This is a genomic window from Clostridium cellulovorans 743B (assembly GCF_000145275.1).
In the GTDB taxonomy this organism is placed as follows: domain Bacteria; phylum Bacillota; class Clostridia; order Clostridiales; family Clostridiaceae; genus Clostridium_K; species Clostridium_K cellulovorans.
This window is the reverse complement of record NC_014393.1, coordinates 606,847-630,935: the sequence shown is the minus strand read 5'-3', so window position 1 is coordinate 630,935 and position 24,089 is coordinate 606,847. Positions and strand designations below refer to the sequence as shown.

The following is a 24,089-nucleotide window of genomic DNA, read 5'->3' as shown; positions in this document are numbered from 1 at the left end:
CCTAAGAAGATTCTTTCTCATTACACATACTTTTTTAATTAAAATCACATTATTCTTAAAAACACATTAAGAGATTTTTTTAGCCTATATAAACTTATAAGAATAAAAAACTGTAAGTAACCTCATATACACAATACAAGCTTCTTTATTTCATTATTTTGCAAATGTTATTTGTAAACTCTACTGGGTCATTTATTGGTAATCCTTCAATAAGAAGTGCTTGATTATATAGTAAATTTGTATATAGTTCTAACTTATCCTTATCATTTTCGTTTGCTTCTTTTAATGCCTTAAATACATCATGATTTATATTTATTTCAAGTATTTTATCTGCTTTTACATGTTCACTATTAGGCATAGCATTTAGAACTTTTTCCATTTCAATAGAAAGGTCACCATCGTTAGTTAAACATACTGGATGATTTTTTAGCCTTTTCGATGATCTTACAGCCTTAATTTTATCTGATAGAATTTCTTTCATGCTATCAAATAGTTCTTTACTTTCTTTTTCTTCAGCTTCAGAAGTTTTATCATTTTCTTCTGGCTCTATACCTAAATCACCACTTGAAACTGATTTAAATTCTTTTTCTTTATATTGCATTATCATCTTTATTGCAAATTCATCTACATCATCAGTAAAGTATAAAATTTCATAACCTTTATCTAATACAACTTCTGTTTGTGGAAGCTTTTCAATTCTTTCAACTGATTCTCCTGTAGCATAGTAAATATACTTTTGATCTTCTGGCATTCTAGAAACATATTCTTCTAAGGAAACCATCTTCTTTTCTTTTGAAGAATAGAACAATAATAAGTCTTGTAATACTTCTTTATTGCTTCCAAAATCGCTATAGATACCATATTTTAATTGTCTTCCGAAAGATTCAAAGAACTTTTCATAGCTTTCTCTTTCGTTTTTAATCATATCTTCTAATTCATTCTTAATCTTAGTCTTTATGTTTTTAGCTATTAATTTTAATTGTCTATCATGTTGAAGAATTTCTCTAGAAATGTTAAGAGATAAATCTTCTGAATCAACTATTCCTTTTACAAAACCAAAGTAATCAGGAATTAATTCTCCACATTTATTCATAATCATAACGCCATTTGAATAAAGTTCTAAGCCCTTTTCATATTCTTTTGTGTAGAAATCATATGGCATTTTTTCTGGGATGTATAAGATTGCATTATAACTTACAGCTCCATCAACACTTATATGAATATGTTTTAGTGGTTTATCAAAACCATAGTGTTTTTCAGAATAGAAGCTATCGTAATCTTCATCCTTTAATTCATTCTTATTTTTTTTCCATATTGGAACCATGCTGTTTACAGTTTGCTCTTCTTTGTATTCTTCATATTCTTTATCAGAGCCTTCTTTTAATCTATTCTTAGTTACTTCCATCTTGATTGGGTATCTTATAAAATCAGAGTATTTTTTAATTATAGATTTTAATCTATATTCTTCTAGATATTCATCATAGTTTTCATCCTCTGTATTAGCTTTAATTTTAAGAGTTATTTCTGTTCCTACGGTATCTTTTTCGCAAGCTTCTATAGTATATCCATCAACCCCTTGAGATTCCCATTTATAAGCGCTATCACTTCCAAAAGCTTTACTTACTACAGTTACAGTTTCCGCTACCATAAATGCAGAATAAAAACCAACACCAAATTGTCCTATTATATCGTAACCATCTTTAAGTTCATTTTCCTTTTTAAATTTTAAAGAGCCACTTTTTGCAATAACTCCAAGGTTCTCGTCAAGGTCTTCTTTTGTCATACCTATACCAGTATCGGAAATCTTAAGTATTCTATTTTCTCTATCCGCTTCTACTCTTATATAGTAGTTTTCTTTATCAAAGCTCACTGATTCATCTGTTAAAGCTTTATAGTAAATCTTATCAATTGCATCACTAGCATTCGAAATGAGCTCTCTTAAAAAAATCTCCCTATGTGTGTAAATTGAATTAATCATAAGATCAAGAAGTCTCTTAGACTCAGCTTTAAATTGTTTTGTCTCCATAATATAAATTCTCCCTTCAAGCTTCTTTTGTTAGCACTCCTAATCGCTGAGTGCTAACACCATAGTTTTTATATATCATATTTTGAAATTAAGGTCAATATTTTTTGTAGTCTATTTTAAGGCTTTTATTGCTACTTTTCTATATTTTTCCCATTATAGCTTCGATTATTTCACTTACTTTGTATGGCTACCACAGGACTATATATAGCCACCTTTTAGCTTGTTCATTTAATTTATTAACATACTATCAACATTATTCTTAAAGTTTACATACAAGTAAACTTTTCATCAGTTCATAAATATATTCGGTTCAATATAATCTAAAAAAACTGTGTAACTTAAATAATATTATACCCAACTATGGCCACCAATCTTGCAGTTAACCTTAATATATATAGAAAATTATTACCATCGCATTAATGTATTAATAATGTTTTTATGTTATATTATACCTATGATTCAATAATATTTATTTGAAGGAGGAATAATAAATGTCGATGAAAATTCTTATGTTACTAGGAGATTATGTGGAAGATTATGAAGTAATGGTTCCTTTCCAAGCGCTTCAGATGGTAGGCTTCACTGTAGACACTGTTTGTCCTGATAAAAAAGCTGGAGATATAATAAGAACTGCTATACATGACTTTGAAGGAGATCAAACTTATAGTGAAAAGAGAGGTCACAATTTTGCACTTAATACTGACTTTAACAGCATTAACCTTTCTGATTATGTCGCTCTTGTAATTCCTGGTGGTCGAGCACCTGAATATATACGTTTAAATAAAAGAGTAATTGAAATAGTTAAAACTTTTGCTAATGACAATAAACCAATAGCTGCCATTTGTCATGGTATTCAAGTACTTACTGCTGCCGATGTAATCAAGGGTAAAACTATCAGTGCATATCCAGCCTTAGAACCTGATGTACTCATGGTAGGTGGTACTTACATTAACCTAGAGTTTGACCAGGCTCACGTGGATGGAAACTTTATTACTGCACCTGCATGGCCTGCTCATCCTCAGTGGTTAGCTAAATTCTTAGAGGTATTAGGCGTAAAGATATCCTTATAAGATAAAAAGAGCCAGCATAAAATGCATATACATGGATTTTATGCTAGCCTTTTTATATCTCCTTCGATTATAACATTGGAATCCTTGACTAATTCATCAAAGCTTTCAAATGTTCTAATAACATCTTGGGTAGTTTTTATTATTAAACTGTCGTAATTTTTATCATTGTTAACCTTGTCGTCATCGTTACCAATCTCTAGTGGTTCTGATTTAGAAACTTCATTTTCTACAACAGTATTATTACTCTGAGCTTCTTTTTTCTCTCCATTACTACAACCCATTAAAGAAAAGATTAAGATTGATCCTAAGGATATTGTTAATGCTTTCTTCATAATATCAAAATATGTAGAATAACTATATATTCTTCCCCCCTTTTGATTTTATTCTTATATTAGTTATATAGATAATTTATTCCATTACAATCATCTGCAGATGGCCCTATTACTAGTCTTCTATCTAATTGACACATAATTGAGAACATATTTATATTATGCTTTAATCCCATTGCATGTCCAAATTCATGCGCAATTACAGCTTGTCTTAGCTGTGGAAGAGACAAGCCATTGTATCCATTAGGGAAATTTTGTATTACCTAGTTAAACCCATTAGGATTTAATCTAATAGTTGTCCATCCCCAATTTTGATTTGGAGGTCCCCACTCTGCCGGGGATTGTACATTATTACCGTATACATAAAAAGATGTCAATCCTAATGTATCTTGATCATTAGCAAACCTGCTTGTCTCATAATATGCATCAAATACGCTGTCAGGTTTATTTCCTGTCTGTGCTATAGAAATTGGAGTTGTAACCCCTGGATTCGATGTAGTATTAACCCAACTACTTACCACTTAGGATGCTAGACCTGCAAATCCTACAGCTGTTGAATCAATATAATAATACCTATTTGCATATCCATAATTACCTACACCTCCATTTAATTTATAGTTGTTAAATGTATTGTATGCATATGTTGGAGTCATATTTAACATAAACGTTACAAAAAAGTAACTAAAGTTAAACTAAATGTTCTTTTTTTCATATTTTCTTTTCATTTCTGCACTTTTCTGTGAAGATACTTTAAATTATTCATTTTTTTGATTCTACCATTTTTTTGTATAAATTTAAGCATATTGCTTAGCAAGTTCTCAACTTATATCTCTTTCTAAAATAGCAAAATTAATCCCCATAATCTCCTCACAGAAATTATTCAAGAAATCAGCTTGACTTATACTCAGTAGGGAACTATTCTTCTACTTATTTCAAAGATGACCTCTAGTTGTGATATCATTACTTATTAGACAGTATACAACCACATTTTTATATAAACAAAGGCACTCCCTATTGGGAATGCCTTTATTATAACAAACATGTTATAGCCGCTAGCTTTCTATTATATTTCCAGTTCTTTCTATAGCATTTCTTATTTCATCAGTTGTAGCAGGATTCTTGTATATTACCTCGATACTTCCTCTAGCCGCATCTATACAAACCTTATTCACTCCATCAAGATCCTCAAGAGCATTTCTCACTTGAGTTTTCATATTTTCATTTGCTAAACCTTTGACTAAATAGTGTTCTCTTTGCATACTAATTCCTCCTTATACTCACAATAATATAATCATTTTATAACGGATATTACCGTTGAGTTGCAATACTAATTGGATTATTGTTAGTATATGTAGTATGTCCAAAATGCTTTTATTTAATTCTATTCTAAAAGCAATTAGGAATTAACAACTTACTGAAGTAGGTACTATAAATTGCTTGATAATCCGATGTTTTTCTTTTTATCTAAATTCTTAACTACCGTAAGTACTATTAAAGCCGCTGTAGTTCCTAAAATCATTCCTCCTAGAACATCAGTAGGATAATGAACACATAAGTATAATCTAGAGAATGCTATTAAAACTGCGAAAGTATAAATCCCTATTTGATATTTTTTAAAATAATGTGAAAGAATCATTGCTGATGCAAAAGCTGCCGTAGTGTGTCCTGAAGGAAACGAATATGATGATGGCTTTTTCACTATAAGTTCAAATCCAGATGGTCTTGGTCGTTGTACTAAATTTTTTAATAATCCTTCTCCCAATAATGCGCCTAATAATAAAGCAGATAACATTACTAGTCCTATTTTCCTATACTTTTTACTGATAGCTAATAAAATTCCTATTACAATCCATATAATCCCTACATTACCCAATGCAGATATTGCAATCATCAGCTTGTCCATAACGGCACTTTGTAAGTGGTCTCTAATAAACCATAATATAGAATTATCAAATTGATTTATTGCTTGTAACATTTTACTTCTCCAATTCCTTAAAAATATTATTTAATTATATGTGAAAATATTATTTTTAATATTACTAACTATCTCTGATACAATATCAATACGTTTAAATGGAGTAATAATATAAAATCCATCCACATAAGAAGACATTTCAGTTGCTATTCCTGTGGATATCTCAACAGCAAGTCTAGTGGCTTCTTCTTTTGAAACATCCTTATATCTTTCAATAATCTCCTCTGATACATTTATTCCTGAGATTTCATTATTCATAAAGCAAGCATTTCTATAACTAACTACAGGGATTATTCCACCTAAAATTTTAGCATTTAATTTTTTTCGTGCAAGCTTTAGATTTTCCATTGCTTCCTCTGTTAAAACTGGTTGTGTTAAAAACATAGTAATCCCATTATCTATCTTTTTTTGAGCTTTTTCAAGTTCATTACTAAAATTTCTAACATTTAAATTCAGTGCACCACAAACATTGAAAGGAGATGAAAAAGTAGTTTCATTCAACTCTCTAATATAACTAGAGAGAATTGATGAATTAAAGCTAAATACGCCTTTTATTTCCTCTCTATCTGCTGATGGTATTGGATCACCTGTTACAACTAATACATTGTTTATACCTTCTACATTTAATCCTAAAAGTAGAGCCTTTGTGGCATTTATATTTCTATCTCTGCAGGTCATATGAGGAATGGCAGTTATATCAAGTTCTCTTTTTAATTTGCAAGCTAATAGGCTACTATCCACTCTTGCTCTTGCAATTGGACAATCTGCTATGGTTATAGCATCTATCCCTTGCCCTTTTAATCTTTTTGCGCCACTGATAAAAAAATCTATTTCTGTATTAATAGGTGGGTCTAATTCTACAGCAATTATTTTTTCACCCCTTTCAAGTTTTTCTAAGAGAGGATTCTTATTAACCCTTTTCTCATCTTTTACCTCTTCAGTTAAAGCTTTTTTCTCTTGCAACTTTTCCTGCTTAAGTCCTTCTGTCGTTTCAATTTGTCGCCCATCATTTAAAATATTATGGACTTCTAAGCCCTTAAGCTTATCTACCATTTCTTTTATATATTCTGGGGTTGTTCCACAGCATCCTCCTAAAATAGTTACTCCTTGTCTCGCTATTTCTAACATTTGTTCCGCAAAATATTCCTTTGTATTATCAAAAAATACCCTGTTATTTATCATGGATGGGTATCCAGAGTTTGGCATCATCGAAATGGTTTTATCCTTAATATCAAGAGTTTTAGAATATTGTAATAAGTGATATGGACCTGAAAAACAATTAAAGCCACAGGCATCAATAGTTTTTGCCTTTAACATTGTATTTAAAAGCTTTTTACCAGACTTTCCTAGCCTTGTAACTCCCTCTGGTGAAACAGCAAATTCTGTTAAGATAAATGCCTTAGAATTCTTTTCTTTAATATATTCAGAAATCTCTATTAAATATTCATCACTACTAAAAGTTTCAAAGATAAAATTGCTAGCTCCTAAACTTAAAAATATATCAATTATTTCCTTGTAACCAACCCACAAATCTACCTTCTCTAAAAATGGAATAGGTCCTATATCTGCAAAAACTAACACATCAGTTCCCTCAGTAGCTTCCTTAGCTATCTCATAGCCACTTACAATAGCTTCTTTCATTACATCAAAATCGCACTCTAGACTAATTTTATTAGCACCAAAAGTATTAGTTTTAATAGCCCCAGCTCCTGCTTTTATATATTCCTTATGTATATTCAATATTGTTTTTTTATCATGAATATTTGCAAGCTCACATTTTGGTAATGGATTATTGCAAGAACTTGCATAATATGTCCCCATAGCCCCATCAAAAATCAATAATCTCTCATTCAAGTTCATATATTATCCCCCTTTTATATAAAAATCCTTATCCATGTGCCTTTTAAATTTTAGCTTATGTTCTTAATGATATCAGAGTTTTTACCTATAAGGTAACTGAAAAAAACTATCACTTGTTATAGTTTTTAACTATAACGACTATTAAATAAATCATTCATAATGTTATATAATTAAAATTATATAACATTATGAAAATCTAAGGTGATAAAATGAATTCTATTAAAGAAGTTATATTCCAGTTAGAAAACCAGTTATTGAAATCAGAAGTAAGAAAATCATCAAAAAGAATAAACGAAATTCTAACAAACAACTTTGTTGAGTTTACCAGTAGCGGAACTGAATATCATTATAAGAATGGAGATATATTTCAAGATCAAAATGATACTGATTCTTTAAACTGGCAAATTATAAATTTTGAAATAAAGGAATTATCTGAAGATTGTGTCCTAGCTCTATATAAAGTAATAAAGCATGACGAGATTGATGAAAATAAAAAATATTCACTTCGTAGTTCAGTATGGAAATGTTCTGATGGAATTTGGAAAATGGTTTTTCATCAAGGTACTTTATCATCTAAACATGAAATAAATATTACCGGAGGGTGATTGATTTGAATAAGAGCGATCTATCTAGAAATCTATTTATGTTGAAAGGCCCTTTAGCTAAAAAAGGTTATGATTGGTGGTGGCATAACTTCACAGGCTACAACAGAGAAACTGGAGAAGCAAAAGCATTTTTTATAGAATATTTTATTTGCAATCCTGCATTAGGAGATAAGGAAGCAATTTTAGGGCAGTTGCCTATTAATCAAGAAAAAAATATAAAACCTTCTTATGCTCTTATAAAAGTAGGTGCCTGGGGAAAAAATGCTAAACAAATCCACAACTTTTATCCGATATCAGCTTTTTCTTGTCCTACGGATTCTCTCAATGTGAAAATTGGAGATTGTCAGTTAAGCGAGACACATATGAAGGGCAACTGTGCTGTAACCACAAAAGAAGCTTCAGAACACCCTGAGTTTATGTGTAATGCTGGTGAAATGAGCTGGAACCTAAAAATTCATAAAAAAATAGCCTTCAATGTTGGCTATGGTGCCTCAAAATTTTTCCGAAAGCTTAATGCTTTTGAGATGTTTTGGCATGCTGAAGGAATTAAAACAGAATATAGTGGAGAAGTGATACTAGATGGCATAACTTATAATATTATTCCTGAAAAATCCTTTGGCTACTCTGATAAAAATTGGGGAAGTGATTTTACTTCACCTTGGCTATGGATTAGTAGCTGTAATATGAAAAGCTTAATAACCGGAAAAACTTTAAGTAATTCCGCTGTAGAAATTGGTGGTGGCAGACCAAAAGTTTTAGGAGTCCCTTTAGATCGCAAACTTCTTATTGGGTTGTTTTATGAAGGTGAAATGTATGAATATAACTTTTCAAAGTTTTGGACTAATTCAAAAGTAGATTTCAATTTTCATGAAGGCGATAAAATTAACACTTGGAAAGTAAATGCTAAAAACAAAACTTCTATAATGGAACTGATTCTTGAATGTCCAAAAGATGAAATGTTACTGATAAATTATGAAGCACCTAATGGAAAAAAGCTACACAATAGGCTTTGGAACGGCGGAACTGGTTATGGAGAAATTAAACTTTATAAAAAGCAAGGTTCCTCGACAGTTCTCATTGACCATATTGAAATAAAAAATACTGGTTGCGAATATGGTGAATATTAAAAATAATAGATTAGAACTGAGGTACCACTTAGTTCTAATCTATTACGGTTTTCTAAAACCTTTCAGTATTTAACCTGATAAAAGGGTATTCTTCCCCATATCACTTAGCATATACTGCAATTTTATCTCGATACATTCCATAACGTTCTTTTATAACTATCATATTATTGTGGCATAATTCATCTAACTGATTTAGAGTAACAAATCTTACTTCTGTTACTTCATCCGCTTGTAATACCAAGCTATTTAAATCAATATCCTTTTTCAGAATATATGTATCAACAAACCTATCTTCCAAAAGAATACTGTGTATTAAAATAAGTTCTTCTGCGGTTGCCTTAATACCAAGTTCTTCTTCTAATTCTCTTAATGCTCCAATTACACTATCTTCCCCTTTTATAACTGAACCACCAGTGCACTCCCAAAGCCCACCAAATTTTTTACTGCTATGTCTTTTGTCTATGAGTATTTTACCATCACTATTTATAGTCCATATATCAACCACTAGATGGTATTCACCTTTGGAAAGTGGCACCCCTCTTACCTGTGTTTTATTCAGAGGTTTCCTATTTTTATCATACAAATCCCACAATTCATTCATCTTTGCCCCCACATACAAACTGCTTTTTCATATAAGCTTAACAGATTCTAATTTATTAATATGTAATTCCATAAGCAACTTTCACTATTCATAAAATTACATACCCTTTAGTGACTTTGAAATTATATCTTCCAATGCACTAATATAAATTGTCCCTAGCTTACTGAGTGTCATATTTTTATGAGAAATCCATCCTACTTTTATCTCTTCCTTTACATCTAAAGGTATAGAAATAATATGTTCTCCATTTAAATCTTCACTTAGAATTCCTGTTGAAATAGTGTAGCCATTTAACCCTATAAGCAGATTAAAAAGCGTGGCTCTATCAGTAACCTTTATACTTTTTTTATGAGAAAGAGTACTTAATATTTCCTCAGAAAAATGAAAAGAATTGTATTCTCCTTGCTCAAAAGATAGATAAGGATAATATTCTAAATCCTTAAGAGTGACTAAATTTTTCTTTGAAAGAGGATTATTCGAACTGATAAACACATGAGGCTTTGCCACAAATAATTTTGTGAACCTCAAGTTATTTTCCTTAAAAATCTTTTTTAGAACCTTTGAATTAAATTCGTTTAAGTATAAAATCCCTATCTCACTTCTAAGATTTTTTACATCATCGATAATCTCATAGGTCTTTGTTTCCCTTAAATTAAACTCATATTCATCAATACCATATTCTTTTATTAATTCAACAAAAGCATTAACTGCAAATGCATAATGCTGGGTAGATACAGAAAAATGCTGTATAGACGGCTTTGCATTTAAATACTTCTTTTCAAGCAATTCTGTCTGTTCTATCACTTGTCTTGCATATCCTAAAAACTCCGCCCCCTGAACAGTAATATTTATTCCTCGATTAGTCCTCTCAAAGATTGTTATATTCATCTCTTCTTCAAGATCTTTAATTGCATTTGAAAGACTTGGTTGAGTTATAAAGAGTTTTTTTGCCGCAATATTCATAGAACCATATTTCGCAATTTCAATGGCGTATTTCAACTGTTGTAATGTCATCATTCTTCACCTTATATACTTTTTACTCTTCTACTATGGCAACAGCCCTTATCCATCCAGCACTTGCATCCTTTATTTTGATTGGAAAACAAGAAACAGTAAACCCGTAACTAGGCAATTGTTCAAGGTTTGTAAGCTTTTCTATATGACAATAACCATGTTCAATTCCTGCAAAATGCCCCTCCCATATTACTGAAGAATCACGGTTTTCATTAAAATCCTTTGCAATGATAGGTAATGGTCGATCCCAGCTCCACGCATCAGTACCAACAACATGAACACCTTTTTCACATAACCAAAGGGTTGCTTCCCTTCCCATTCCACAACCTTTTATTAAGTACTGTGGCGTACCCCAATATTTATCTGCTCCAGTGTTAACAAGAACAATATCTCCTGCCTTTAATTCATATCCTATTTTTTCAAAAGCTTCTTCCATATCCTTTGCAGTCACAAGATATCCATCCTCAAAATTTCTGAAATCTAACTTAACCCCATCGCCCATACACCATTCTAGTGGTATTTCATCAATAGTAGCAGCTTTTTCCCCTTTATTCATTGTAGGACTATAATGCCATGGTGCATCAAGATGAGTACCAGAATGAGATGACAAATTTATTAATTCCATCGCCCATCCCTTACCATTAGGTAAATCCTTCTCTGTATCAATACCTGGGAAAAAAACTGTCATTTGCTTAGCTCCAAGGTCATGATCTACATAATTAATTTGCGGAATCATTTCTGGTGGATCTGAAGGTATATTATTTTCAATAGCAATACTTAAATCGATAAACTTTTTCATTTTTAAACACTCCTTTAAATATCTAGTTATCCCACTTTATTTTTTTACAACAATGTTCATATCTTCTTTTAGATCATTTTTATCCACTTGAATAAGCATAACCCAATTCCATGTATCAATTTTACTACTACCATCTACCTCTGCAACTGAGTCTTGCTTTAAATTTACTGTTATTGTATGATTTTTTACAGTAATAATATCCACGCTGTAATACATTACCCTTGATGTCTTAAATGGAATTTGTAAATATATAACTGCCTTGTCTTCATCATGCGCTCCTACTGGAATCTCTCTTGGTACAAAATATTCATCCATAAACTTTTGAAATTCTTCATTATTCATCATGAGAATTGCATCCTGCTCAATAGTTTTATATTTCTCATCCTCTTTATCAAATCCAATCACTTGAGAGTAAAATTCTTTATATTCAACTTTTTTATCCCCTGTAAACCCTAATAATCCCAAATCAAAAATAAGTAAAATAGTAATTAACGTAAATTTTTTCACAATGCCACCCCATGTTTTTGCCTTAAACAAAAATAATTGCATCATATATACAATGCAATTATATTATAAATCTATTTTTCCCAACTTGTATAGATATAGGTTCTTTGGTAATTTTGTAACAGAAAAACTTGCTAATGTCTACCATTTTTACATATTAAGTTACATCATTAAAATTACATCAAGCTTCTAAATAACTATTAAAAATCATCACACTTTATGAAGAATCTTTATTGCAATATATACTCAATATTATATAGTTAGTTATGTATTAATTTGGTTAAATAATAATCCTTTTTAGCTTCCACTAATTCTTCATATAGATTTGAAATTCTTTCACCAAAAACTATATCTGAATAATCTTGTACCTTATACTTAATCTCTAGTGCCATTTCTTTCTTAATCTCTTCATCCTGAATAAGCTTAGTTAGTTTATTTGTAAACTCGTCCTCATTCTTGTAAGTAAAACCTGTTTTTTCATCTATAACTAAATCTTTTATACACATATCCCATCTACATAATACTGGCACTCCACTAGCAAGAGCTTCTATATAGGTTATTCCTTGTGTTTCACTTGTAGAGGCTGTGACAAATACATCCCCTAACTTATAATATTTGTGTATTTCTTCACTAGGAATCATACCAGTAAATTTAACATACTCTTCTATTTCGTATTCTCTAACCAAGTCTTGTAGCTTTGAAAGATAAGGACCTCCACCAACTATCAATAACTTAGTATTTTTCAAATGTGAGATTCCTTTATTATAAAAAGAAATAATTTCTTCTATATTCTTCTCTTCTGCAATTCTTCCTACATAAATTATTACGTTATCTGTAAGCTTTAAATTATAGTTACTTAAAATCTCATCCCTTTCATTCCTAGATAAAGAACTTTGAAATCTCTTAAGGTTAATTCCTGTAGGTATTATTTCTATATTAGTAGCTACTTTATAATTTTTTAAACTCTCTTGAACCTTTTCTGTAGGAGCAACCACTGTATCAAAAGTATTTAAAAGCACTCTTATAATTTTAGAAAGAGCCTTCTTTCCTAATATCTTCCCACCTAAAAAATAATGTAAATACTCTTCATACATAGTATGGTAAGTATGCACTTGAGGAATTCCAAGTTTTCTCTTTATGTATTTTGCTATAATCATTGTTGAAAATTCACTTTGAGAGTGTATAATATCAGGTGACCATTTAATAATTTCTCTTATAATTTTATTTTTTGTTGGCTTAATAACTTTTGCATTAGGATAAATATTTACGTTATAAGAACTAAAATAGAAAATATCACCTACTATGCGTTCCCTTCCATCAGCTGATAAAGACAATATCTTCACATCATAACCTAACTTTTTTAGCTGCTTGTATAGAATATCAATAGAGATTACAACTCCATTTGTCATCGGATGGTAAGCATCTGTAGTAATTAATATTTTCATAGCACATTTCCTTTCACCATCAAAAATAATTATATTTATTACTTGCTTCTATTATCTATTGACAAGATTAATTCTCTATTAAAATTTTCTTATTTTTAGCTTAAACTTTTCGCTATCTAATTACATTCTACAAATTATGGAACTCACCTTGAAAATTTCTTTAAACTTTTGTTTGTTATATAAGCCATTGCTTAATACTTCAAAATAAAAACAGAGATTTCTTTTACTTCCCTATATAATAAACAGCATTATCAGCTGTCTATGCATAAGAAAATGTTAATTCAAATCTCTGTTTCTTAACTTTATTTAATTTTTACTACTTTCCTCTAATGCCAAAGTTGTTGCAGGAAGTAATAACATTTTTTTCTTTCTTAATCTTACTAACTTTTCAATATAATAAGTTGCTATAGCAAACATAGAAATAACACCTAGGTAAGAAAAAATAACACCTAAAACACTAGTACTTCCCATATTTCCTCTATTTCCACCTGGAAAATTTCCTTTGAATTCTCCATTCATACCATTTGGTGGAAATCCTTCTTGCCCATTATCACTTCCTTGTTCTCCACTATTATTTTCTGATTGCCCACCATTAGATCTTTGTGTTCCTCCCTTGTTTCTACCTTGTATTTGAGTATCTTCGCTACTTTTTGTTTGAGCGCTTAGTTTTTGAATAGCTATACCAGAGGATTCTTCTTGGATTTCACTATTACTACTTGATCCATTCTCATATCCATCAATAGCATTTCCTTGGTTGAATCCCTCCAAGCTTCCATCTTCAGTTTGCGGTATTTGACTTTGATCCAAACCTTGATTTCCACCTTGTGGAACTTCCCTTGAGTTATATTCTTTCCTTTCTCCACCAGGCATTTGTCCTGGAGCAAATTCTTCACGTTCACTTTTTCTTCCTTCGCTCCTACTTCCTGGACCGAATTGACCATTTCCTCTACCTTCAGTATTAGCAAAAGATATTTTTGATAAAAATCCTACTGAATAAGTACTATAAACACCAAAAACAAAAACTACAGCTACAACTACTCTTGATACATAAACCAATACTTTCTTCTCTGGAATCCTGAATGCTTTCTTAAACACATTCATTACCCAATTCCAATGAAGTCCAAGATGAACTCCAATAAGCATTAACGCAAAGTATGCTGCAGTAATATGAATTCCTTGTAAAGCGCGTCCGCCACCTAAGCCTAAACCTGAAAATACAACCTTGGAAATAAATATTCCAGTTACAATTATTACGCCAACACATATAAGAAGTAATAAATCAGTAATGTACGTAATCTTCGTCTTTATAGTAGTTTCGTTACTAAATACCTTTAAGGTTACTGCCTTTATCCATCTCCAATTTAATCCACAATGAACTAACACCAACACTCCAACTATCAATCCAGCAACTTCATGAAAAGTCATTCCAAGAATCATTTTATTAAATAATAGAGTAAAAATAATGACCATGACAGTACTTAGAATAAACTTCAGATAATTAATTTTTTTCATATATACTACCTCCTTGTAAGATTTATTTATCTCTTGACCTTACAATGAAGTATAGGTAACTTACATTAAAAAAAGCTTAAATTTATTTATATAAATTCCAATATTGAAACTTCATCAAAACTCTATAGACATATTAAGAAATAAATATAAATTAACCTGTTGTGCTAGCAGATAAGTTTTCATTAAAAGGATATTTATACCATGATTTTAGGCAGTCCTATCCTATTGTCTCATATACTGTTTTTGGAAATTATTATCCGAATACTAATTCTTTAATCTTTGATATTTCTATACCTATATTAAAAATTTATTTATAAAATAGCAAAGATTATGAGCTAATATTTTATTTGATATTCTTGTGGCAAATCCCCAAGTTGATTTTGTAAGAACCCTCTGCATATTTAATTGCTCGGAGAGCTGAGAAAAAGTAGTTTCTACTCTACGACGAGCCTTGAATATCAACTGCCTAAAAGGTTTTAAAAGTTTAGTTTTACTATTGTTACGATTTATTGTTAAAAGACGAATGTACCTTGTTTCTTTTAATTGCGAAGCAACTTTTTGACCTATATATCCTTTATCACCTATTAGTATATCAATCTCTGAATTAGCTGTGAGTTCCCAGACGACATCTCTGTCATCAATATTTGCTGCTGTTACAGTAAAATCTGTGATATAGCCATCGAGGGCTACTAAAGCATGTAATTTGAATCCATAATATGTTTCTTTTTTCGAAGCGCATCGCCCGTAGGCAGCCTCCGGCTTAAAAGCTTTATGGAAATGAGCTCTCCCAAACTTACACACAGGAATTGGCATACTATCTGCAATTCTCATTCGGTCATATTGATAGTTAAGAAATTTCGTTAACTCTTTACGAATTTCATCAATGACTCGAAATAATGACTTTCTAACTCTATGAAACCTCGGCCTACTACAAAAGTTGGGAAATAAGTCTCGTAGGTTTTTAGAGCAAAATCCAAACCATGCTTTTTCAGAGTCAATGGTTAAGAGTTCACCTACTAAAGAAATCGTAATTATTTCGCTATCAGTCATTACTGATTTAGCGATGTTACGACGATTTTTAATAAATGTTGGAGTTACTTTTTGGTAAAAGTCATCAATTATAACATAAGTGACAACAATAAAATCTTTTAAGTCATTTATTGTTATGGTAGAATCTTTATTAAACTCTGGCATATAGGTTAGCCTCCTATCATTAGATTAGTGGTGTTTTTTAATGATAGGTTAGCAAATATGCTGGAGTTTTTCTATTTGTAAGTATTGCCAGCGTATTTAACTAGCACAACGGGTTAAATTATAAAGATTGTTTATCAGATTTATATATAATTCACTATCTTTATATTCAGATCTTAAACTTTTTGATAAGCTGAAATTGGCTTTCTTATAATCATTAGTACCAGCGTTGTCAGACATCATTATTGAAAAATGATGTCTGATAGAATATAATAAACATAAATTTCTTATTTGGAGGATTGCTCGATGATAAAAAAAGATAAGAGCCTAGCAGAAAACGTTGCTGATGACATTGTTTCAATGATTACTATAGATAAAAAATATAAAATTGGAGATAAACTACCAAATGAAAATGAACTATCTTCAAGCTTGCATATAAGCCGTACAACTTTGAGAGAAGCTATTCGTATTTTAGTTACACATAACGTACTAGAAATCCATCGTGGAAAAGGTACTTATGTAAAAAATAATCAAGGGTTATCTGAAGGATTTAACTTAGATGAAATATCATCCTTAAAGGTAGATATAAAAGACTTATATGAAATGCGACTTATCTTTGAACCTGAATCTGCGTATTATGCAGCAAAAAGAGCTACAGATAAAGAACTTGAACGGATTTTATATTATGGAAGATTAGAAGAAGAACTTATATTAAAAAAAGAACATAGAACAGAAGTTGAACTAGCCTTTCATAAAGCTATTGCCAAAGCAACTCATAATGAATTTATGAATAGACTAATGCCAATTCTTTATCGAGCTATTGATAAAGGTGTTACCTTATCTGACCAAAATGAAGAAATGGTGCAAAACACCTTAAACGATCACCGAATGATTATGGAATTTTTATCAAAGCGAGATGCAGAAGGAGCTAAAACAGCTATGAAGTTACATATTATTCATGCTATGCGTGGCTTTGGAATAACTAAAGATTAGTTATATAAATTAAAATTAGAACTTTCAATTAAGTTTATCAAGCTATGTAAATATTATTTGAACTTATATATTCAAATATAAATAACTATTTGCATACAAAGAGCCTTAAATATTTTCTCTTTATACAGTTCAAGTTGTCTAACTTCTCCATTGACATTAGACATCATACACTATATAATGTTACCATACAATAAGAGATAGGGAGGGTTTTATCATGAATAGTGATTCATTAACTAAAGATACACCAAAAAGAGCATTACTTCATGCTCTTGGATTAACAAATGAAGAAATGGAGAAACCATTAATCGGTATAGTAAGTTCAAAAAATGATATCGTACCTGGCCATATGAACCTGGACAAAATTGTTGATGCAGTTAAACTTGGTGTTGCAATGGCTGGAGGAACTCCATTAGTATTCCCTGCTATTGCAGTATGTGATGGTCTTGCTATGGGACATAAAGGAATGAAATATTCCCTTGCTACTAGAGAATTAATTGCAGATTCTACAGAAGCTATGACTCTTGCGCATTCCTTCGATGCCTTAGTTATGGTTCCAAACTGTGATAAAAATGTACCTGGATTATTAATGGCTGCAGCTAGACTAAACATTCCAACTATTTTTGTTAGTGGTGGTCCAATGCTTGCAGGTAGAGTAGATGGGGAAAAAACTAGCTTTAGTAGTATCTGTGAAGCTGACAGTGCTTTCAAAGCAGGAAAAATGACTAAAGAAAAATTATTGGAATTTGAAAATAAAGCATGTCCTACATGTGGTTCTTGTTCAGGAATGTACACAGCAAACAGCATGAATTGCTTAACAGAAGTTCTTGGTATGGGGCTTAAAGGTAATGGTACAATTCCAGCAGTGTATTCAGAACGTATCCAACTAGCGAAGCATGCTGGTATGAAAGTAATGGAATTGTTAAAGAAAGATATTAAACCAAGAGATATTATGACAGAAGCTGCTTTCAAAAATGCATTAACTCTTGATATGGCATTAGGCTGTAGCACAAATAGTATGCTTCATCTTCCAGCTATTGCACATGAATGTGGTATCAACCTAGACGTAGCTATAGCAAATGAAATTAGCGATAAAACTCCAAATTTATGCCACTTAGCCCCTGCTGGCCACACTTATATAGAAGATTTAAACGAAGCTGGTGGAATATATGCAGTAATGAATGAAGTGAATAAATTAGGCTTACTAAACACTGATTTGATAACTTGTACTGGAAAGACTGTTGGTGAAAATATCGAAGGATGTATAAATAAAAATCCTGAAGTAATTAGACCAGTAGAAAATCCTTATAGCACAACTGGTGGAATAGCTGTTTTAAAAGGAAATCTAGCGCCAGATACTTGTGTTGTTAAACGTTCCGCTGTATCACCAGAAATGATGAAGCATCAAGGTCCTGCAAAGGTATTTGATTGTGAAGAAGATGCAATGGCAGCAATTAATTCTGGAAAGATTGTACCTGGAGATGTTGTTGTAATTCGTTATGAAGGTCCAAAGGGTGGCCCTGGCATGAGAGAAATGTTAAATCCTACTTCTGCTATCGTTGGTCGTGGTCTTGGAGATACTGTTGCACTTATCACTGATGGTAGATTTAGTGGGGCAACTAGAGGTGCAGCCATCGGTCATGTATCCCCAGAAGCTGCAGTTGGAGGTAATATTGCACTAGTTCAAGACGGTGACATCATCGAAATAGATATTATGGCAAATAAAATTGACTTTGTAGTAAGTGATGAAGAACTTGAAAAGCGTAGAGCTAATTGGAAACCTAGAGAACCTAAAATCACTTCTGGATATCTATCAAAATATGCTTCCTTAGTAACGTCAGGAAATAGAGGAGCAATCCTAGAACTAAAAAAATAAAAAAAATACCCAGGGAACTAATGCATATGTACTAGCTAAAATTCTAGACATCTGCTAGTAAGAAAGACCACCAGGACTACCTATAAATCCTGTTGGTCTTTCTTATTTTTGCTTGACTTCTAGCTATCTAAAAAATATTCATCTATACTATCAAAACAAGTATCCACCATAAATTCTATTTCCTCTTCAGTTATAATGTATGGAGGAATAAAATATAGTACATTCCCTATAGGTCTTAATAGCAACCCTTTACTAAGCGCTATCTTATAAATTTCATATCCTACTCTCTGATCCGCTGTATAAGGTTCCTTTGTAATATTATCCTTAACTATTTCAATAGCCGTTATCATACCGATACTTCTTACATCACCTACATGTTGTGAGGTTTCTGCTTTCTTTATGGTGAGATTTTTTATAAACTGACCTTTTTTCTTATTATTCTCTAAAATCTTATCTTCTTCAAAGATTTTTAGGCTCTCTAAAGCTATAGCACAAGCCATTGCATTCCCTGAGTAAGTATGACTATGTATAAATGCTTTTCGTTCACTATAGTCACCATAAAAACAATCATAAACTTCATCTGTAGTAATAACTACAGACATCGGCATATAGCCAGCAGAAATCCCCTTAGAAAGGCACATGAAATCTGGACTAATTCTAGCGTGGTTACAAGCGAACATCTCTCCTGTTCTACCAAAACCCATAGCAATTTCATCTAAAATAAGATGTATATCATATTCATTACATAGATTTCGAAGTTTTTTTAAATATATAGGAGAATAAATTTTCATCCCTGCAGCGCCTTGAACCATTGGTTCAATAATCACAGCACTTATTTCTTGATAATTCTCTCCTATCGCCTTTTCCATATTTTCAAAGCATGGTGCATCACAGCTTTCTCTACTACAGTTATATTGGCATCTATAACAATCTGGTCCTTGAGCTCTTATTGTATCTAAAAGCAGCGGTCTATATATTGTATTAAAATCATCAAGATCACAAACAGACAACGCCCCTAAGGTTTCTCCATGATAAGCATCACTTATTGCAACAAATCGTTTCTTTTTCTTTCTACCCTTTTGCATATTATAATGAAAACTCATTTTTAAGGCTATCTCTACTGCAGAAGATCCGTTGTCTGAAAAGAATACCTTGCTAAGTTTTTCTGGCGTTATGGCAACAAGCTTTTCCGCAAGTTCTATTGCAGGCTTGTTGGAGAAGTTTGCAAATATCACATGTTCAAGGCTGTCTATTTGCTTTTTAATAGCTTCATTAATTCTTTTATTGCTATGCCCCAAGGTGTTCGTCCACCATGATGATATACAATCTAAATATTTATTACCATGAATGTCATATAACCAGACACCTTCTCCTTTTTCTATGACAATGGGCTTCAATTCTTCATAATCTTTCATTTGGGAACAAGGATGCCATATATATTTTAAATCTTTTTTTACATAATCATTATCATAAATATCTGTCATATGTATTAACCTCAACTTCCCTATAGCGTTTCCATTAAAGAGATAATTTTTTCTGAATCAAAAGCTAATTCTGCAGCTTCCCTTATTGCCTGTATCCTATCACCATAAGCAGTACCATTTATAGTTTCCATCACCTCATCCTTATCGAGATCTTTTACACCTTCTGTTATGTACTCATTTAAAATATTTATCCCTTTTAACTTAGCAATCACAGGAATCCTAGTAAGCTTTTCTATTATTCTTATGTTGTCATCAGCTATATGATTTTCTTCGTAATTATTTATAATGATTCCTTTAATCTTAATTCCTAAATTCTCTATGTATTTCACCGTAAGTACTGTATGATTTATAGTCCCAACTCCAGCCCTTGCCACTATAATAACGCTAAAATTCAAATCTTTTATTAAATTATCAAGAGTATAAATCCCTTTTTCATCATCAATTAAAGGGCAGATGATTCCACCGCTTCCTTCAGCAATTATATAATCATATTTTTCCTTAAGATACTGATACTTTTCTTTGATTACCTTTAAATCCATTGGTTTTTTCTCAATAATTGCTGCTAAATGAGGAGATACTTCAGTCTTGTAAATATAAGGTGTCATATTTTCATAGACTTCTGAAAGGTTACTTACATCAGAAACAATTTTCGTATCACCTGGGATAAGCTTATCTCCTTCTTCTATTGCACCACTTAAGGCTGCTTTAAAATATGTTGCATTATATCCTCTACTTCTTAATGCGTAAAGAAGCCCTGCTGTAACAATGGTTTTACCCACGTCTGTATCAGTCCCTACGATAAATATCCCCTTAGACATTCTTTCTTACCTCTAGGTTTAATTCTCTAATCATGGCTTTATCATCACAAATTTTATTGCCCGAAGTAGTTAAGTAATTTCCTGTTATTGTAGCATTCACCCCTGCGTTAAAACATTCTTTGCCATACTGGTTTATAAGATTTCTTCCACCGGCTAATCTTATTAACACTTTAGGATTAATAAATCTAAAAATTGCAACTGTTTTTAGTATTTCTTCTTGACTTAAAGCTTCATTATTTTCAAGAGGTGTACCCTCAATTGGGTTTAAAATATTAATTGGTATAGACTTAACCTCTAATTCTCTTAACTTTAAAGCAAGGCTAATTCTATCCTCAAAAGTTTCTCCTAGTCCAATAATCCCCCCAGAACAAATATCAACTCCTGCTTTTTTTGCTGCATTTATAGTATCTATTCTTTCTTGATAACTATGGGTTGTACATATTTTACTATAGAATTCTTCACTTGTTTCAAGATTATGATGGTACATAGTTATTCCAACATCCTTTAACTTAAGAAACTCCTGATATTCCAAAATTCCTAAAGAAACACATAAATCAATTTTAATTTTTTCATTTAAGGCTTTATAAATCTCTAGAACCTTTGGAAAATCATTTTTTGAAAGCCCCTTACCGCTAGTAACTAAGGAAAATCTATTTACCCCTTCACTTTCATTTTCCTTGGCTAACTTTACTGCGGCTTCCTTTGATACTAATGAATATACTTCAACTTTTGTTTTATAATGAGCAGATTGCGCACAAAATTTACAATCCTCAGAACATTGTCCCGACTTTGCATTCATAATACTGCAAAGGTCTACTTCATTTCCACAAAAAAATTTTCTTATATTATTTGCACTATTACACAATTCTTTTATTTCAGCTTTCCCCTCAATTGAAGCTAAATCCATAGCCTCTTGAAAATTTATAGTTTCTCCCTCTAAAACTTTTTTTTCTAAGTCTTTGATTAAATTTATCATAAATACTCCACCTTTTGTTATAATCTACATGATTGTAGAACTTCTAAATTTTTATCGCTTTCATTAAAAAGTAATAAATTTTTATGTTCTTCATGATAAAAACTAATTTTTTAAGTTAGCACTTTCCTCATAAACTTATGCATTCTTAACTTTGCTAATTTTTTAAAATATTTCCAAGTATCAACTATCTACAAACTTGTAGATATCTTTGAAATATATCCTGCCTTTTTTAATATCGGTAAAACTCTTATTGCTATATATGAAGCCAAAACCGTTAATACTAAATCGCCACCTATACATGTAATGAATCCATAGAAAAAGGCGAAGTAAAACGAGATGCTCTTCCCTAAATATAAGTTATAACTTATGTATAAATATATGACTCCAAATAAATAAATAAAAAATAGTCCTGAAAGAAACGCTAATACAGTCTTAATAAAAGTTAACTCAATAATTTTTTCTCTTATTTTACCTATAACATAAGCAGCAACAATAAAACCAATGAGATATCCAAAGGTTGGTTTGAATATATAAGTAATTCCTCCTCCGTCAGTAAATACTGGTGCACCTACTAATCCAACAGCAACATATATAATTTGTGATAATGCACCTAATTTAGAACCTAAAATAATACCAGCTAAAGCACAGAAAAAATATTGTAGAGTAAAAGGAACATAAGGTATTGGAATCTTAATAAATGCCCCTACTGCCGTTAATGCTGCGAATAATGCAACCAAAATTAAATCTCTTGTATTCTTCATGAATCCTCCTGTTTTACATTATTTTACTTTTAGAATGATAATAATAGAAAACGTGAGTATTGTCAACTAAAGCCATCACCAAAATACCAAGTTTAGCATTTATGTTATCTACCTCAATATGGTAACTACCTCTTATTCTTATTTTAATTTCTAAGAAAATTCAATATAAACAAGTTTTAGTCCCTAGAAAATCACACATATAAAATAATAATTTAATATCACTATTCAATCAATGTAAAATTAACTATGTACTTGGAATGTGGCAAATATTCCACATGATATTTGTTTCCATTTATAACTCCAGGTTCATAAGCAAAACCTTCGTAAAAATAAGTATCATCTACTCTAACATATCCTGTCCCATCTGTATCATCTTTGATTTCTATTATTCCATCAATTGAAATATAATCATTCTTTATTAAATGAGGAATATCACGGATAGTATTAACAGTTTTTTCGCTTCCCTTAAACAAAACAAAAGTTATAGAACAAATTATTAGAAAAATCATGGCAATCCTCTGCATCATTTTCTTTATACCGCCAGAACAAAAAACTTCCATTAAGTTCTTTGTTCTAACTGTAGAAAAAATAAAGAACATCTTTATTGCTAATAAAATGATAAAGATTACACTTAAAGCAACAATTAATCCTATTAAAAGAATTTGAAACACATGTGTATAAATTGGTCCAATAATAAGAACTAATAATCCACTAAGCATTGTAGCAATAAAAATAAGTGTAGCTAAAATTACAATACTGAACATTAAAATCGTGGTTGATAAATCGATAGTTATAAATCTTGTATTTTTATCCTTTAAAAATTTTCTTAGAATACCTTTCAATTTCACAATAATTTACCTCTCTTTGCTCTAGAGTCTCTAAATTAAACTTTCAATTTCCTCAAATTTTAAGTAAGTAAAAGCAGAATAGATAAGTGAAAGTTCTCTCTATTCTGCTTACTATGCAATTAATTATATATAATTAGAAACGTTGAAATATAACTCTTATTGTTAATTTGTTGTTAACTTCCATCTTGTTTAACTTTTTATAAATGGAATTTGAATGCAATGAAGCCATACTGTAACATTAATTAGACAATAGGAAAGTTCAGCTATTCTATTTAAAG

Annotated in this window: 24 protein-coding genes and 1 pseudogene; 5 read left to right on the top strand and 20 right to left on the bottom strand. The window is 31.0% G+C overall.

What is annotated here, in order from left to right:
• Positions 1–145: 145 nt before the first annotated feature.
• Positions 146–2,026 carry a molecular chaperone HtpG gene (htpG, locus tag CLOCEL_RS02665; protein WP_010074942.1) on the bottom strand — a complete coding sequence of 627 codons (1,881 nt, stop codon included), beginning with the start codon at positions 2,024–2,026 and terminating at the stop codon, positions 146–148.
• A 491-nt stretch (positions 2,027–2,517) separates the two neighbouring features.
• On the opposite strand from htpG, the gene CLOCEL_RS02660 reads away from it, so the two are divergent.
• A complete protein-coding gene (locus CLOCEL_RS02660) occupies positions 2,518–3,096 on the top strand; it encodes a DJ-1/PfpI family protein (protein WP_010074943.1) in 579 nt (192 codons plus the stop codon).
• Between the two features lie 38 nt (positions 3,097–3,134).
• Here the strand turns inward: CLOCEL_RS02660 and CLOCEL_RS02655 are convergent, their stop codons facing one another.
• The 7 genes from CLOCEL_RS02655 to CLOCEL_RS02635 form a co-directional block, all read right to left on the bottom strand.
• Positions 3,135–3,428 carry a hypothetical protein gene (locus tag CLOCEL_RS02655; RefSeq protein ID WP_013291598.1) on the bottom strand — a complete coding sequence of 98 codons (294 nt, stop codon included), beginning with the start codon at positions 3,426–3,428 and terminating at the stop codon, positions 3,135–3,137.
• Positions 3,429–3,487: 59 nt separating this feature from the next.
• Positions 3,488–3,655 (bottom strand): matrixin family metalloprotease, encoded by a 168-nt coding sequence (locus CLOCEL_RS22175; protein ID WP_010074945.1) that lies wholly within the window; start codon positions 3,653–3,655, stop codon positions 3,488–3,490.
• A 33-nt stretch (positions 3,656–3,688) separates the two neighbouring features.
• Entirely contained in the window at positions 3,689–3,946 is a 258-nt protein-coding gene (locus CLOCEL_RS02650) for a hypothetical protein (protein ID WP_010074946.1), read from the bottom strand.
• Positions 3,947–4,087, bottom strand: a complete 141-nt coding sequence (locus CLOCEL_RS22675) for a hypothetical protein (RefSeq protein WP_157629732.1) — start codon at positions 4,085–4,087, stop codon at positions 3,947–3,949.
• A 390-nt stretch (positions 4,088–4,477) separates the two neighbouring features.
• Complete coding sequence (locus CLOCEL_RS02645; RefSeq protein WP_010074948.1) at positions 4,478–4,684, bottom strand: heavy-metal-associated domain-containing protein; 207 nt, start codon at positions 4,682–4,684, stop codon at positions 4,478–4,480.
• A gap of 167 nt (positions 4,685–4,851) precedes the next feature.
• Positions 4,852–5,400 carry a phosphatase PAP2 family protein gene (locus CLOCEL_RS02640; protein ID WP_010074949.1) on the bottom strand — a complete coding sequence of 183 codons (549 nt, stop codon included), beginning with the start codon at positions 5,398–5,400 and terminating at the stop codon, positions 4,852–4,854.
• 30 nt (positions 5,401–5,430) lie between these two features.
• Complete coding sequence (locus CLOCEL_RS02635; RefSeq protein WP_010074950.1) at positions 5,431–7,260, bottom strand: bifunctional homocysteine S-methyltransferase/methylenetetrahydrofolate reductase; 1,830 nt, start codon at positions 7,258–7,260, stop codon at positions 5,431–5,433.
• Positions 7,261–7,469: 209 nt separating this feature from the next.
• Between CLOCEL_RS02635 and CLOCEL_RS02630 the strand changes: the two genes are divergently transcribed.
• Entirely contained in the window at positions 7,470–7,865 is a 396-nt protein-coding gene (locus CLOCEL_RS02630; protein WP_010074951.1) for a nuclear transport factor 2 family protein, read from the top strand.
• 5 nt (positions 7,866–7,870) lie between these two features.
• Positions 7,871–8,992, top strand: coding sequence for a tocopherol cyclase family protein (locus tag CLOCEL_RS02625; RefSeq protein ID WP_010074952.1), 1,122 nt, complete (start codon positions 7,871–7,873; stop codon positions 8,990–8,992).
• A 100-nt stretch (positions 8,993–9,092) separates the two neighbouring features.
• Here the strand turns inward: CLOCEL_RS02625 and CLOCEL_RS02620 are convergent, their stop codons facing one another.
• From CLOCEL_RS02620 to CLOCEL_RS02590, 7 genes and pseudogenes are all read right to left on the bottom strand, one after another.
• On the bottom strand, positions 9,093–9,593 hold the full coding sequence (locus CLOCEL_RS02620; protein ID WP_010074953.1) for an NUDIX hydrolase: 501 nt from the start codon (positions 9,591–9,593) through the stop codon (positions 9,093–9,095).
• Between the two features lie 96 nt (positions 9,594–9,689).
• Complete coding sequence (locus CLOCEL_RS02615) at positions 9,690–10,607, bottom strand: LysR family transcriptional regulator (RefSeq protein ID WP_010074954.1); 918 nt, start codon at positions 10,605–10,607, stop codon at positions 9,690–9,692.
• Between the two features lie 22 nt (positions 10,608–10,629).
• Positions 10,630–11,406 (bottom strand): cyclase family protein, encoded by a 777-nt coding sequence (locus tag CLOCEL_RS02610; protein ID WP_010074955.1) that lies wholly within the window; start codon positions 11,404–11,406, stop codon positions 10,630–10,632.
• A 36-nt stretch (positions 11,407–11,442) separates the two neighbouring features.
• Entirely contained in the window at positions 11,443–11,913 is a 471-nt protein-coding gene (locus tag CLOCEL_RS22980) for a hypothetical protein (RefSeq protein ID WP_029169207.1), read from the bottom strand.
• Between the two features lie 257 nt (positions 11,914–12,170).
• Positions 12,171–13,355 carry a glycosyltransferase family 4 protein gene (locus CLOCEL_RS02600; protein ID WP_010074957.1) on the bottom strand — a complete coding sequence of 395 codons (1,185 nt, stop codon included), beginning with the start codon at positions 13,353–13,355 and terminating at the stop codon, positions 12,171–12,173.
• A gap of 306 nt (positions 13,356–13,661) precedes the next feature.
• Positions 13,662–14,867 (bottom strand): DUF4405 domain-containing protein, encoded by a 1,206-nt coding sequence (locus tag CLOCEL_RS02595; protein ID WP_010074958.1) that lies wholly within the window; start codon positions 14,865–14,867, stop codon positions 13,662–13,664.
• Between the two features lie 253 nt (positions 14,868–15,120).
• A pseudogene (locus CLOCEL_RS02590) lies at positions 15,121–16,061 on the bottom strand (IS982 family transposase).
• A 303-nt stretch (positions 16,062–16,364) separates the two neighbouring features.
• Between CLOCEL_RS02590 and CLOCEL_RS02585 the strand changes: the two are divergent.
• The gene (locus tag CLOCEL_RS02585; RefSeq protein ID WP_010074960.1) at positions 16,365–17,051 is read left to right on the top strand and encodes a FadR/GntR family transcriptional regulator; all 687 of its coding nucleotides are present in this window, start codon (positions 16,365–16,367) and stop codon (positions 17,049–17,051) included.
• Positions 17,052–17,265: 214 nt separating this feature from the next.
• Positions 17,266–18,924 (top strand): dihydroxy-acid dehydratase, encoded by a 1,659-nt coding sequence (gene ilvD / locus CLOCEL_RS02580; RefSeq protein ID WP_010074961.1) that lies wholly within the window; start codon positions 17,266–17,268, stop codon positions 18,922–18,924.
• A gap of 119 nt (positions 18,925–19,043) precedes the next feature.
• Here the strand turns inward: ilvD and bioA are convergent, their stop codons facing one another.
• From bioA to CLOCEL_RS02555, 5 genes are all read right to left on the bottom strand, one after another.
• Positions 19,044–20,408 (bottom strand): adenosylmethionine--8-amino-7-oxononanoate transaminase, encoded by a 1,365-nt coding sequence (gene bioA, locus CLOCEL_RS02575; protein ID WP_010074962.1) that lies wholly within the window; start codon positions 20,406–20,408, stop codon positions 19,044–19,046.
• A 20-nt stretch (positions 20,409–20,428) separates the two neighbouring features.
• Complete coding sequence (gene bioD / locus CLOCEL_RS02570) at positions 20,429–21,226, bottom strand: dethiobiotin synthase (RefSeq protein ID WP_010074963.1); 798 nt, start codon at positions 21,224–21,226, stop codon at positions 20,429–20,431.
• A complete protein-coding gene (gene bioB, locus CLOCEL_RS02565) occupies positions 21,219–22,202 on the bottom strand; it encodes a biotin synthase BioB (RefSeq protein WP_010074964.1) in 984 nt (327 codons plus the stop codon). Before bioB ends, bioD begins: the two co-directional genes overlap by 8 nt.
• Before the next feature lie 188 nt (positions 22,203–22,390).
• Positions 22,391–22,963, bottom strand: a complete 573-nt coding sequence (locus CLOCEL_RS02560; protein WP_010074965.1) for a biotin transporter BioY — start codon at positions 22,961–22,963, stop codon at positions 22,391–22,393.
• Between the two features lie 221 nt (positions 22,964–23,184).
• Entirely contained in the window at positions 23,185–23,811 is a 627-nt protein-coding gene (locus CLOCEL_RS02555) for a hypothetical protein (RefSeq protein ID WP_010074966.1), read from the bottom strand.
• Between the last annotated feature and the right edge of the window lie 278 nt (positions 23,812–24,089).